This window comes from Acinetobacter sp. (assembly GCF_045628685.1).
In the GTDB taxonomy this organism is placed as follows: domain Bacteria; phylum Pseudomonadota; class Gammaproteobacteria; order Pseudomonadales; family Moraxellaceae; genus Acinetobacter.
In genome coordinates this window covers 71138-85073 of the sequence record NZ_JAZQPV010000096.1, presented here as the reverse complement: position 1 = coordinate 85073, position 13936 = coordinate 71138, and the positions used below count along the sequence as shown (strand labels likewise).

The following is a 13936-nucleotide window of genomic DNA, read 5'->3' as shown; positions in this document are numbered from 1 at the left end:
CCGATGAGCATTGACTCAATAATGCGGTGGTCGATTGGTCACTGGATCAAAAGCAGAAATTCCTTCGGATAAATCGGCAGCCTCGATCCGTTGATACAAAAACTGCATTTGTTTCTTTAAATCAGCTATTTCGGCATGTTGAAGAGATACCTGTGCATTTAATTGTTCAACTAAATCATCTAAAAATGTAATTCGCACTTGCAAATCTTCTATGGGTGCGGAAAATGACGCCTGATCATTAAGATTTTTTTGTTTAGTCATTTTAAGTCCTCATTTTGGATTTCAGGAAACAGTATGGCCTATATTACGTTAAGGGATGTCCAACTCGCGTTTGGCGGACCTTCCCTGCTCGACGGCGCGAACTTTAATTTGGAACGCGGTGAACGAGTTTGTTTGATTGGCCGTAACGGTGAAGGTAAGTCTACTTTACTTAAACTCATTGAGGGAAGTTTACTGCCAGATCGTGGTGAAGTTTCTATACAAAATGGCATCACCATTTCCATGCTGGCTCAAGATGTACCCATGGATTCCGGTAAAGTTGCGGATATTGTAGCCGACGGCGCAGGTGAAGCTGCTGCGGTACTCAAAGCCTATCACGAAGCCAGTGATGCTTGCGTACTTGGCGATATGGAAGCATGCGACCGCATGGGCAACCTGCAGCACAAACTCGATCAGGTCGATGGTTGGGCTTTGGAGACCAAGGTAAATTCTATTTTAAGCAAAATGGGTTTAGACCCGGATGCCGATTTAGCCGATTTATCCGGTGGTCGTAAACGTCGCGTCCTATTGGCACGTGCCTTACTTACGCAACCCGATGTACTTTTACTCGACGAACCAACGAACCACTTGGACGTAGAAAGTATTGAATGGTTAGAAAAATTCCTGCTCGATCAAAATAATTTAACCTTATTATTTATTTCACATGACCGTTCATTTGTCGACAGCATTGCAACGCGTATTGTCGAACTGGATCGCGGTACTTTACGGAGTTATGAAGGTAACTATTCACGTTACCTTGAGCTTAAAGCGCAGCAGATGGAAGCCGAAGAAAAGCAGAATGCTTTGTTTGATAAACGTTTGGCTGAAGAAGAAGTCTGGATTCGCCAAGGCATTAAAGCCCGTCGTACCCGTAACGAAGGTCGTGTACGTGCGCTGAAAGATTTACGTGAAGAGTCGAAAGCACGTCGTTCACAACAAGGTAAAGTGAGCATGGCAACGCAAGATGCCAACCGCTCGGGTAAACTGGTCTTTGATATTGAGCATCTAAGTGTTGCTTTTGGCGATCAGGAACCCATCATCAAAGATTTCTCTGCATTGGTACTTCGTGGCGACCGTATTGGTTTGGTCGGCGACAATGGTGTGGGTAAAACAACCCTGATCAAAGCCATTTTAGGTGAGCTTGAGCATGGTGGCACAGTTAAAACGGGTACACAGCTGGAAGTGGCTTATTTCGACCAGCTGCGGAATGCACTAGATTTAGAGAAATCGGTTAAAGACAACATTTCTGAAGGTTCAGACTTTGTCGATGTTAACGGTGGTCGTCGTCATATCTACAGTTATCTTCAAGATTTCCTGTTCTCGCCTGAACGTGCCCGTACTCCGGTTAAAGCGTTGTCGGGTGGTGAACGTAACCGTATTCTTCTTGCCAAGCTACTGCTTAAACCATCGAATTTAATTGTGATGGATGAGCCAACCAACGACCTGGATATGGTAACGCTTGAACTATTGGAAGAAATGCTCGGTGGCTATACCGGTACATTACTGTTGATCTCGCATGACCGTGCATTTATGGACAACGTGGTCACATCAACTTGGGTATTTGATGGTAAAGGTAACATTGATGAATACATTGGTGGTTATCAGGATTATCTGGAACAACGCCCAGATCAAACTGCTGTCGGTCTGAAAAGCGATGCCAAGAAAGCCATTGCCAAAGCCGAAGCAGCAGTGCCAAAAAAAGTAAAGCTCAGCTATAAAGATCAACGTGCTTTAGAACAGTTGCCGGTTGAAATTGAAGCATTAGAGAAAGAACAGACCGCGCTGAATGAGCAGCTTGCAGATGGCTCTTTGTTTGTTAAAGATGCCGATGCAGCAGCGCAAGCATCACAACGTTTAGCTGAAATTGACGAGCTATTGCTTGAAAAATTGGAACGTTGGGATGAATTAGAGAACCTGACCAAAGGTAACTAATTTAGCCGCGTGATAAAAGCACCTGTAAAGTATTTTGCAGGTGCTTTTTTATTTAGAAAATAACTTCATGTTAAACTGCAGATAACTTTTGGTATAAACGGTCATTATGAGTAAAAAGCCAGACTACAAACCGGGTGAGTTTCAATGGTCTTTTCTTCTTCCACAATATTGGGGCATTTGGATTGGAATCATATTTTTAATGATTCTGGCAATTTTACCGTGGGCCATTCAGAATCGTTTAGCTACTTTTTTAGGCAACATTGCATTCAATCAGCTCAAATCACGTCGTAAAACAGCAATTCGGAATTTAGAGCTATGCTTTCCAGAATGGACCGCCGAACAGGTTCAGGAAAATGCCCGACAAGTTTTTGTCGATCAGATGATGGGAATTTTTGAAACTTTAAATGCATGGTATTGCCCGCAGTGGTTCAAAGGCCGTGTCAGTATCGAAGGCTTGGAACATCTTCAGAAAGCACAAGCTGAAGGCAAAGGTGTTTTACTGTTAGGCACACATTCAACATTACTCGATGCAGGAGGTTATTTGTGTGCCCAATATTTTGATCCAGATGTAGTCTACCGCCCGCAAAACAATCCGCTGCTGGATATGCTGATCTACCGCTGCCGCGCTACCATTTATACCCATCAAATTGACCATGATGATATGCGAGGTCTGATTCGTCATTTAAAAAATGGCCGTGCAATCTGGTACAGCCCCGACCAAGATTTCGGTTTAAAACAAGGCGTGATGGCGCCCTTTTTTGGGATACCTGCAGCAACAGTCACTGCACATCGTCGATTAATAAAGATGACCAAAGCCGCCGCAATTCCGCTGTATTTTTACCGTGATGGTGATATTGCCAATCCACAATACAAAGTCTTAATTGAAGCTCCGGTAGAAAATCTACCAAGTGAAGATGAAGTCGATGATGCTGTACGTATTAACAAGATTATTGAAAACCAGCTGCGCATTGCACCCACCCAATACATGTGGTTTCACCGTCGCTTTAAAACGCGTCCTGAAGGCTATGACAATATTTATTGATGGTTCCCACCCTTTAAAATAATGAAGATAACATCTATGAAAATTATGCAGCTTCTTCCTGAATTGAACAGTGGTGGTGTTGAACGTGGCACACTGGAAATTGCACGTGCACTGGTTGCAGACGGTCACGAATCTATGGTGGTTTCCAATGGTGGACGTCTGGTCGCTCAACTTGAAGTAGAAGGTTCACAGCATCTCTCTTTAGCGATTCATAAAAAGTCTTTATCCAGTCTTTGGCAAATACGCCCTTTGCGAAAACTGATTGAACAGCATCAACCTGACATCGTGCATGTCCGTTCACGCGTACCTGCATGGCTGACGCACTTTGCCTTAAAAGGCATTCCGGCACATAAACGCCCGCATCTCATTTCAACAGTACACGGCTTTTATTCGACCAATCGTTATAGCGCAATTATGACGCAAGCGGAAAAAGTCATTGCGGTCTCCGACAGTGTGGTGCAATACATTACCGAGCATTATCAAAACTGTCCGCCTGAAAATATCGTGCGAATTTATCGGGGTATTTCACCGCAAGAGTTTCCTCACGGCTATCAACCTTCTGCACAGTGGATTAATCAAAGCTTTAAAGATTTCCCTCAACTGGAAAACAAGTTTTTAATTTGCCTGCCTGGGCGTATTACCCGTTTAAAAGGCCATGAAACTTTAATTGAATTAATGCAACAGCTGCAAAACCAATATCCAAATCTGCATGCGGTAGTGGTGGGTGGCGCGGATTCGAAAAAGGTTGCTTACTTACAAGAAATGCAAGACACCATTCAGAGCAAAGGTTTACGCGACAATATCACTTTTGTTGGTCATCGTTCGGATATTCGTGAATGGCTAGCCTTTAGTGATGTGGTCCTTTCTCTTTCAAATCAGGCGGAAACCTTTGGTCGTACCGCATTAGAAGCATTATCGGTAGGTACACCCGTGATTGGCTGGAATCGTGGCGGTGTGGCAGAGATTCTATCCCAGGTTTATCCGCAAGGCTTAATTGAGGTAGATGATCAATCTGCACTTTTAAATGCCGTAAAGCATCATATTGATCAGCCTCAAGAAGTTAAGCCAGTCACGATGTTTAGCTTAAAAGAAATGTGTGATCAGACCATTGATTTATATAAACAGGTTTTAAGTTCAAATTAAATTTGTTCAGCTCAGTCTATGGATGACGTCTTCGTGACATACAAAAACAGGTTGGGCATAAAATACAAGCTTAAATAAATCATCTAAAAATGATCAATGTTCTGTTCCTGCATAGATCCACATAGGCTCGGTTTGTCCTGCGCGAACAAAGCCCATTGATTGATAAAATTTTATGGCTTGATGTTCAGCAACCAATATTTTTTGGTGAAAATCTTTATATTTAAACAACATTGCTTGCATCATTAAGCGGCCCGCACCCAAATTTTGAAACTGGGGATGCACGAGTAGGTGCGGAAAATCCACCACCAGATACCCATCAGATATTGCATTTCCCAGACCAATAAGCTGTCCATCCTGTCTGGCTGTGACCAGACTATGTGAATGACGTAATGCTGCCATCAGCTGAACTGGCTTTTGCGCTGATGACCAGTCATTTGCCCGATAAATTTCTAAAACTTCTGCTTCAGGAATCTGATCATGCATTGATATTTCAAAAGTCATCACGTGATTAGTCCTTCCACGCTCTAAACCTCACCATTAACCCACTCGCCAAAGGCCAGAAAATGGTATTTATAATATTGTTCATACTGGCTCCAATACGCAAAAACCCATGATTGATTAAATCATCTCGGGCATCAAACAATTCTGCACTGATAGCAACAATCACCCCAGCCCAAATGGCAAAGTGTAATTGCAACTGACGATAATGAAAAAAGGTCCCTATAAAAAAATATCAATAACCCTGCATAGATATCAAAAGCATCACGTGACAAATCAGTAAATTGAGCAATTAAAATTTAAGTGCTTGGAATTTGAATAAATACAGAGCTGAAATTTTATTTTTAGAATGTTCTATAAAGTAAAACCCGAGTTCTGCATCCTGCAAAACTCGGGTGTATAAGGTTGTGCTTTCAAATCTTAGTATTGTTATTTTTTAGTGCGATCCATTGCTGCATCATCCATGATGGCTATCCCTCAGCCTATCAATATCACCTTCCATAATGGGATTTTCCGTTCCCAACTCCTTGGCTGATAAGTCTAGGTTAGGCTAAAATAGAAAAAAGAACTATTCGTAACTGACCTCTATCCATGTAAGCATTTTCGTACACTTTTCCCCTAACTCCCTTAATGTAGTTGAGCATTACTTTTATAAACTTGGGCAATTTTATCGGTGACTAACTTTCCTTCTTTTTCAGCTTTTTTAATGCCTTCCCGAATCGCTTCTTGAGCTTCTTGTCCATCTGCATCGGTTTGTTCCAGCTCATCCTGAACTTGCTCAAAAACACGACCGGTTTGTAGTACGACATACACCGGGAAATGATCTGAACCGACATGCGGCAACCGTTCCATATGAACCAAGGCAAAATCGGTACTGTGAAATATATGATCCAAAGACCAGCGCAACAATGGATAATCTGCATGGAAGGTATTGATATAATGTCGCCCTACACGCGGATCAAGCAGCCCACTAATCCGCTGAAATAATCGTGTGGTTCTTGACCACGCCACGTCATTCAAGTCCCCCATTACAATACAGCTCTCATCCAAATCTTTAATTTGATCACCGACCATTAAAAGTTCCGCATCTCGGAGAGTGGAATCTTTGGCTTCGGTTGGGCTTGGCGGTTTAGGATGCAAGCAATAGAGTTGAACCGGTTGGCCGGAACGTAAAATCACTGTGGTATAAATGGAAGGAATTTCATCACTTAAAATGAATTTCACTTCAGTATCTTTCAGTTCAAGCTTACTGTAGAGATGCATCCCATACAGATTATCCAAAGGCACAGGCACGCGATAAGGATAATCTTTTTCAATCACGGAAAGTGCTTTTTGCCAGTTTAGATCCGTTTCCAATGTCAGTACCAGATCAGGTTGATGTTTCTGGATCTGTTCAATCAGCAAATGGTATTTATCATTTGGCGTCAGTACATTGCTAACAATCAAAGAAATTTGCTTATCTGGATGAAGTTGATGCCTACGGACTTTTTTAACCTGCTTTTTCCAGATAAAGGTATAAGGCAGCACCATTTTAAGTTGATAAGCGAGTGCCGCAATCAACGCAATAAAGACAATTTCACGCCATAGATCCCAAGGCTGATCCCAGATCAATAACAGCACAAAAGAAATCAGTCCTAAAACTAAAATCTGCAAGCGTGGAAAATCGGTCCCTCGAATCCACCATTCATCCCGCGGAATTAATGACCAAAATGTCAGCCAGATGACAAAAACCGAAATTAACTCCACCCAAATCATAAGTCTCTGCTCTTGTATTGCTTTTAGTTTTTCTATGATGAAATAACTTTATCAATTTTCTATGTAACATAAACAAGATATTTCGCTCAATAATATTGATGTTTTCATTGTGTAGTACTTGCAGTTGTGGTCGCTTTTGATACACTCAAGCCCCCTTTTTATTTTTTACGCACCGAGGCAAAGCGACATGAAAGTAGGTCTGGTCGGTTGGCGCGGGATGGTTGGTTCTGTCCTTATGCAACGTATGGTTGAAGAGAATGATTTTGCTCATTTTGAGCCATTCTATTTTTCTACCAGTAATGCCGGTGGTGAAGCGCCTGCGTTTGGCGGTAAGACTGCCCCAGCACTTATGGATGCATCAGATATTAGCAGTCTGAAGCAGATGGATGTCATTATTACCTGCCAAGGTGGTGATTATACCTCTGAAGTTTTTCCTAAATTAAAAGGGGAAAACTGGAACGGTTACTGGATTGATGCGGCATCAACACTGCGTATGGATGATGAAGCGATCATCGTGCTTGATCCAGTCAACATGAACGTGATTAAAGATGGCTTGGTGAATGGCACTAAAACATTTGTCGGTGGTAACTGTACCGTTTCATTGATGTTGATGAGCATGGGCGCGCTTTACCAAAACAATTTGGTAGAGTGGATGACTGCAATGACATATCAGGCAGCATCAGGTGCAGGTGCACAAAACATGCGTGAACTGATCACGGGTATGGGGTATTTATATAACAATACCAAAGATTTGCTCGATGATCCGCGTTCACCAATTTTAGATATCGATTCTAAAATTGCATCTTTGCAACGTGGTGAAGGCTTCCCTGCTGCCAACTTTGGTGTGCCTTTAGCCGGCTCACTCATTCCATATATCGACAAACAACTTGATAATGGTCAGTCAAAAGAAGAGTGGAAAGCGCAAGTTGAAACCAACAAAATCTTGGGCAACCAACAAATTGTTCCGATTGATGGTCACTGTGTGCGTATTGGTGCAATGCGTTGCCATTCTCAGGCTTTAACTTTGAAGCTTAAGAAAGACGTACCTTTGGATGAGATTGAAGACATGATTCGACAATCCAACCCATGGGCAAAAGTGGTTCCAAATACCCGTGAAGCATCGATGACGGATCTGACTCCTGTCGCGGTAACAGGTACATTGTCTGTTCCAGTGGGTCGTTTGCGTAAACTGAATATGGGCAAAGAATACCTGGGTGCATTCACTGTAGGTGACCAATTGCTGTGGGGCGCTGCGGAACCTTTACGCCGTATGCTTCGCATTCTTATTGATTATAAAAATGCTTAATTGTTAAAGTTTAAAAAAACGAAAAGCCGGTCACCCTTGACCGGCTTTTTTTATGTATTCTTTATGTTAGTATTTTACAATTATTCAACATCTCGTTAATCTACAACTTTCGCAATGCGATACAAAATTGAGCTAAAAATTAAGATGACTGCATATAACAAATTAAAGATTGCCATTTTAGCCATTATTACTTCACAGCATATTCATGCGATTACTCTTGACCCTATTCAAATTCAATCTGCACCAGGCGAATTACTCTATGCAGAAATGAATTTCCGCCAAGCTGATCCTAATTCACAAATACAAGCCAGCTTAGCCAGCTCAGATGATATTTCCACTTTAGGCGTAGCACACCAACCACCTGGACATCTTAATTTTTTTACTCGTCGTGATGGTTCTGGCAATGGTGTAATTACCATTACCTCTTCCCGTCCACTGACTGAAGCTGAACTGAATATTATTATCAAAATTCAGCAAGGCAATGCCACGCGCTTACAGCATATTAAAACACCGTTACAACGTGGCAGCACCCCTACTCAGGCACGTATTGCCAGCAATGAAAAACCTTTAGCTCCCATTACCATTGTCAGTGAAAAAGATATTGCCTTGCACTTGCCTGAAAGCACTCAATATCAGGTTGCAAAAGCACAACCAGCAGCTGATCAATCCTTTGAAGCCCCATTGATGGTGCAAAAAGCAGCGCCGCCTCGCTTAAATGCCATGACTCCAGCACCTGTGGTCATCTCATCAATGAATATGCCTTCTGCGCAACCCAATACCACGGCTTTAGCTGAAATAAAAACATCAGCACCCGAACAAATCACGACAAAAAATCAGATTAAAGACACGCCTCTTGCATCGAATAAAACAACGTCTAATACAATGTCTTCTGCAGACCCATTAGTGAAGAAATTTGCAGAATCACCCACTCAAAAAATAGCCGAAAATAAAATAACGAGTAAAGCAGCAGAACAAGCGGCTGCAAAAACTAAACCGGAAATACCTGCGCCTGCTCCTAAGCCACCCAAACAGCAAAATGAAGATGTAGTTACAGCTCAAACCACAAAACATGTGGTGCAATCCAATGAGTCGCTTTGGGCGATCGCTTCACGGGTTGCAACTGAGCAGAACCGTCCAATCGGCGAAGTCATGAAGCAGATTAAAGCGAACAATGAACACGCCTTTATTCAGGGAGATATGAATCGCTTACGTCGTGGTGCGGCATTGAGTCTAAATACCCTCCATAGTCAAAAAGAAGACAAGAAAGTCAGTGTTGCACACTTGGCAAAAACGCCGTCTAACCAATCGGGTAAAGCCAAATACCGCCTAAATCAGGCGGAGATGAGTCTGGTTGCAGAGAAAGAACAAGATTCAGTCAGTGGTTCTGCTAAAAAGAACACAAAAAAAAATCAAACATCGAACGAGTTATCATTAAAAGTTATGACATCGCGTGAAAAAACCGTTAAATTACAGAGAAACGTAACACAGTTAGAATTGGCATTACGTCACAAGGATCACAGAATTCAATTATTAAATACTCGTCTTGCGCAATTGCAACAACAATTGAAAGCACAACAAGTAGAGAAAAAGCCAACACACTAAGGTGTTATACAATTTGATTTTTTGGATGAGTTTCATTGATAAAAACTCAATCCTGTAAGGGGTAACAACATGCTGCTTTATGTGATTCCGTTTATATTATTATTAGTGATCGCAATTGTATTAAAAAAGCGTGACACAAATAAACAGGCAGAGCAAACGTCCACATCTAAGACCAAAGCTAAAAAAGTAAACTCAACAAAAAAGACCCCGCAAAAAACTCAAATTGTGGCAAATACGGTTGTTGAAAAGAAAAAAACCACCCCTTTAGCTGCTGATATACGCAATAAAATTGAAGCTTTAATCCGTGAGCGTAACTTTTTTTCTGCTGAAGCACAGATTAATCAGGCATTAAACAGAGACAATTCACAGCATGAGTTGTATTTACTTTTACTCGAAATTCACATCTTGCAAAAAGATGAGTTTGCAATTAGCCAACTGATTAACCATCTCCGCTCATTAGAGCTAGATGAATTTTTAGAACAAGCGCTCGCTAAAAAAGCAGCCCATGACAAAGAAGCAGAAGGTTCTAGAGATACCATTGATTTCAAACCAGAAGTTTCGTTTTCAGCGCCTACGCATACAGCACCGACTGAACCAAAAAATACGGCTGATTTTGATGCGCTCATGAAGACTACTGTACCAACTGCGACAGTACCTTCTCAATCTTTCGATCAATTACAGCAAGAATCGCTTTTAACCCAAACCGAAGCAATTGAAGAAATTCAGCCCTTAGATTTCAATACCTTTGCCTTAGATAACACAAAAGCAGAAGCACCTGCCTCTACAGTTGAAGAGTTCAAACCTTTAGACTTCAGTACACTTTCTTTAGAACCTAATCCTGCGGCAGCAGCTCCCACGCAAGAAGCAGCTCCCATAGCAGAAGAAATCAAGCCTTTAGATTTCTCTTTTAGTCTAGATACTCCAGCAGCAGAACAAACCACCACAGCTGATGCAGCGATTACGGCTGAACCGGTGCTTGATGAGAAACCTAAATTTAACTTTGATTTTTCAGCTGCAGAAGCTGTTGCACCGACTGAAGTAAAAATTGCAGTTGAAAAAACCAAACCAAGTTTAGATTTAGACTTTAATTTAGAGCCAGCAACGACAACCGAGCAACAATCTGTAGAACCCGCTTCAGTCAAAGCTTCAGGTGTGAATTTTGATATTAGCAATATCAGCTCATCTACCTCTAAAGCAGACCAAAATGATCCACTGGTTCAATCCTTTCCGGAACTGGTTGAAGTCAATGAAATTAGTCTGAATTTAGATCTTGCACAGCAATATATTCAATTGGGTGCTTTTGAGTCAGCACGTGAATTATTAACAGAGCAAGAAGCTGAATATACAGCTGAACAACGCCAGCAAGCCAATCAGTTACGCAACCAGATAGCTTCTTGAGTTATTTCGCTCTACTATAAAGCAGTCATCATTGACTGCTTTTTTATTATGAAAAAAATAGCTTTAATTTATATGGGCGGTACATTTGGCTGTATTGGCGAGCCACTGAGTCCGATGCCTGCTGAAAATTTTATCCCCCAGTTACAACGCATTCTTCCCTTGCATCTTAATATTCAATGTTTTGTTGCGCCCAGCATAAAAGACAGCAGTGCCTGTACTGCAACTGACTGGTTGCAACTGATTCAGCTAATTCAAAATTTACAACTTAAAAATTATCAACATTTTGTCGTGATTCATGGTACTGATACCCTCAGCTATGCCAGTGCAACACTTGCACGCTTTATCGGGCACTCTGCGCATGTGGTACTGACCGGTAGCCAATATCCATTACTGAACTTAAATGGAACGAATAGCCGTGAATTTACTGATGCCATCGATAACCTTAATTTTTCCCTCGATGCGGTGGCAAAAAGTTCTGTCGGGGTCTATTTGGCTTTTCATCACCAGCTTATTCACGCTCAAACTGCATTGAAACAGCATACAACTGAATTAGATGCATTCACGGGATTAAACGCCAAAGAAATCTTAATTACACATCAGCAAAGCTATCTCGTTCATGAACATGATATTGAGAAAGCATACTCATTTAACTGTTTAAGCCTAATGGCACAGCCCATCGCCATCGAACAACAGATTAAAAACTTAAAAAACTTACAACAACATCCTCCTCATTTTCTGATTTTGCAGGCCTTTGGTACAGGTAATTTGGTGGTGAATGAAGAATTGCTCGCGACGCTTCATGATATACACGCACAAGGCTGTGCCATTATTCTCACTACTCAAGTACCTTTTGGCACCATGGACCAGCGCTATGCGGTAAGTGAATGGATAAAGCATGCCAATATTATGATAAACGATTGCCTAGGTCATGCAGATCTTTATGCAAAAGCACTGAAAATGTATTTACAATACGACAGCGTAGACCAGTGGCATGCTCACTGGCATGATTCAGTGTAAATAGAGGTAAATATGCAGCGTTTTGCGGTCGGTATTGAGTTTTCTGGGGTTGAGTATCGAGGGTGGCAAACCCAGCAAACTGGCGTGCGTAGCGTGCAAGAAACGATTGAAACCGTCCTCAGCAAAATTGCCAACGAACCCATTATTTTACATGGCGCTGGACGTACAGATGCAGGTGTGCATGCCACCAATATGGTCGCACATTTTGACACCTCTGCCATTCGTCCACTGCGGGGTTGGTTGATGGGCGCAAATAGTACTTTGCCTAAAGACATTGCCATCCAGTGGATTAAAGAGATGGATACGGACTTCCATGCCCGTTTTAAAGCACAATCACGCCGTTATCGCTATGTCGTTTACAATTCGCCCAGTCGCCCTGCACTGCTCTATAAACAAGTGACGCACGTGTATTACCCGCTTGATGTCGACAAGATGATTGCGGCTGCAAAGAAATTTGAAGGTACACATAACTTTGAGAGCTTTCGTGCTGCATCCTGTCAATCGAATCAACCAGTTCGTCATGTCAGCCATTGCCGTTTAATCCGTCACGGTTGTTATTTGGTATTAGATATTCAGGCAGACGGTTTTTTACATCATATGGTACGCAACATTATGGGATGCTTGCTTGAAATTGGTCAGGGGATGTATGAAATTGACCATATTGACGAAATTTTTGCAGCTGAAGATCGTAAAGCTGCAGGGATCACTGCTCCACCCGATGGGCTTTATTTTATCCAAGCCCATTACCCAGAACAGTTTGATTTACCCAAAACACCACTTGGACCACATTGGTTAAATATGCCGGAATAAGGCTTAGCTTACATTTTTTAGAATATATACCTCCCCTAACCCCTCCTGAAAGGAGGGGAATTCCTCTCTTTTAAAAAGGTAGGTTAGGAGGGTTCTTTTAAATATTAATCTTAACGCTGCTTACGCTTTCTATATTCCACTGGCGTTTCATTGGTCCAGCGCTTAAAGGCACGATAAAAAGTACTTGGCTCGGAAAAACCGGTGAGATATACAATCCGTTCTACACTTTCCGCTGTATTGGCTAACAGTTTTTTTGCCAAACGACAGCGATAATCGGACAGGATTTGCTGGAAACTTGTATTGGCTTCACTCAGCTGGGTACGTAAACGGCGCGGTGTAATATTCAAATGCGTTGCAACGGTCTCTAAAGTCGTTTCACCACTTTCTAGGGTTGAACCGATGGCACGGCGAACCTCACCGACCAAATCATAACGTGCAAGTTCTTGCAGTTTTTCAAGCGCCAGTTGCTCATGCAACTGTAATAATTCAGGTTCTGCCTGCCATAATTGATAATCCAAAATGGCAGGATCAAAATATAAACGTGTTTCCTTTTGTCCTAAACTCACCGGACACTCGTAAACCCGAAAATATTCTTCATCGAATGCACCCTGGCTAAAATTAAAGTCAATATAAATCGGCTGAAAACGACCTTCGGTAATAAATTTAAAGAAGCGCAATACCCCAGACATCGCACATTCAGAAAAATGGCGATTGACCAAATTGTCCGACCAAGCACCCTGCTCACCATTAGTAAGATAGCAACGGTCATCTTCAATAATCAGTTTTGCATGAAATGCATCACTAATCAGTCGTTGATAGGCCAAGGCACGTTTTAGCCCTTCCCCAAAGTTTTCACTTGAAATAAACAGATGTTCAATCACCTGTCCGCGATATAAAGGCAGGTGTTCACCTAAATGCAGCCCGATGTCAGGATCTTTACTCACCTCCTCTGCAGCCACCCAAAATGCATATTGGGCACTGAGCGGAGTACGATCATTCGTTTCGACCTGATTTAATGCCACACCAGCTTTCGTTAAAATTTCTTCAGTTGGCAAACCTGAACGACGAATGGCCTGGTAACCCAATCGTAAAATAACCGATGCATCAGTTAACTGACCCACGCAAAGACCTTCCTTATATATTATTCATTTATATTTAAAAAGATTAATTTTAGA

At 41.9% G+C, this 13936-nt stretch carries 12 protein-coding genes; 8 read left to right on the top strand and 4 right to left on the bottom strand.

Annotated elements, in window-relative coordinates; all coding sequences use genetic code 11:
* Window positions 1-15: 15 nt before the first annotated feature.
* Complete coding sequence (locus ACKI4H_RS12970) at window positions 16-261, bottom strand: SlyX family protein (protein WP_407306363.1); 246 nt, start codon at window positions 259-261, stop codon at window positions 16-18.
* 33 nt (window positions 262-294) lie between these two features.
* On the opposite strand from ACKI4H_RS12970, the gene ACKI4H_RS12965 reads away from it, so the two are divergent.
* From ACKI4H_RS12965 to ACKI4H_RS12955, 3 genes are all read left to right on the top strand, one after another.
* Window positions 295-2190 carry an ATP-binding cassette domain-containing protein gene (locus ACKI4H_RS12965; RefSeq protein ID WP_407306361.1) on the top strand — a complete coding sequence of 632 codons (1896 nt, stop codon included), beginning with the start codon at window positions 295-297 and terminating at the stop codon, window positions 2188-2190.
* Between the two features lie 106 nt (window positions 2191-2296).
* Window positions 2297-3232 carry an LpxL/LpxP family Kdo(2)-lipid IV(A) lauroyl/palmitoleoyl acyltransferase gene (gene lpxL, locus ACKI4H_RS12960; RefSeq protein WP_407306359.1) on the top strand — a complete coding sequence of 312 codons (936 nt, stop codon included), beginning with the start codon at window positions 2297-2299 and terminating at the stop codon, window positions 3230-3232.
* A 36-nt stretch (window positions 3233-3268) separates the two neighbouring features.
* Window positions 3269-4375, top strand: a complete 1107-nt coding sequence (locus ACKI4H_RS12955) for a glycosyltransferase family 4 protein (protein WP_407306357.1) — start codon at window positions 3269-3271, stop codon at window positions 4373-4375.
* Between the two features lie 93 nt (window positions 4376-4468).
* On the opposite strand, the gene ACKI4H_RS12950 is transcribed toward ACKI4H_RS12955, so the two are convergent.
* Window positions 4469-4876, bottom strand: coding sequence for a GNAT family N-acetyltransferase (locus tag ACKI4H_RS12950; RefSeq protein WP_407306413.1), 408 nt, complete (start codon window positions 4874-4876; stop codon window positions 4469-4471).
* Between the two features lie 624 nt (window positions 4877-5500).
* Window positions 5501-6628 (bottom strand): endonuclease/exonuclease/phosphatase family protein, encoded by a 1128-nt coding sequence (locus tag ACKI4H_RS12945; RefSeq protein WP_407306355.1) that lies wholly within the window; start codon window positions 6626-6628, stop codon window positions 5501-5503.
* Between the two features lie 187 nt (window positions 6629-6815).
* Here ACKI4H_RS12945 and asd point away from each other — a divergent pair, with 187 nt between their 5' ends.
* The 5 genes from asd (at window position 6816) to truA (ending at window position 12761) form a co-directional block, all read left to right on the top strand.
* A complete protein-coding gene (asd, locus tag ACKI4H_RS12940) occupies window positions 6816-7934 on the top strand; it encodes an aspartate-semialdehyde dehydrogenase (protein WP_407306353.1) in 1119 nt (372 codons plus the stop codon).
* Window positions 7935-8078: 144 nt separating this feature from the next.
* Window positions 8079-9536 (top strand): hypothetical protein, encoded by a 1458-nt coding sequence (locus tag ACKI4H_RS12935; protein WP_407306351.1) that lies wholly within the window; start codon window positions 8079-8081, stop codon window positions 9534-9536.
* A gap of 69 nt (window positions 9537-9605) precedes the next feature.
* A complete protein-coding gene (locus ACKI4H_RS12930) occupies window positions 9606-10934 on the top strand; it encodes a hypothetical protein (protein WP_407306349.1) in 1329 nt (442 codons plus the stop codon).
* Between the two features lie 48 nt (window positions 10935-10982).
* A complete protein-coding gene (locus ACKI4H_RS12925) occupies window positions 10983-11951 on the top strand; it encodes an asparaginase (protein ID WP_407306347.1) in 969 nt (322 codons plus the stop codon).
* Between the two features lie 12 nt (window positions 11952-11963).
* Window positions 11964-12761 carry a tRNA pseudouridine(38-40) synthase TruA gene (truA, locus tag ACKI4H_RS12920; protein WP_407306345.1) on the top strand — a complete coding sequence of 266 codons (798 nt, stop codon included), beginning with the start codon at window positions 11964-11966 and terminating at the stop codon, window positions 12759-12761.
* A gap of 110 nt (window positions 12762-12871) precedes the next feature.
* Here the strand turns inward: truA and ACKI4H_RS12915 are convergent, their stop codons facing one another.
* The gene (locus ACKI4H_RS12915; protein WP_131267178.1) at window positions 12872-13882 is read right to left on the bottom strand and encodes an AraC family transcriptional regulator; all 1011 of its coding nucleotides are present in this window, start codon (window positions 13880-13882) and stop codon (window positions 12872-12874) included.
* Window positions 13883-13936: the final 54 nt, after the last annotated feature.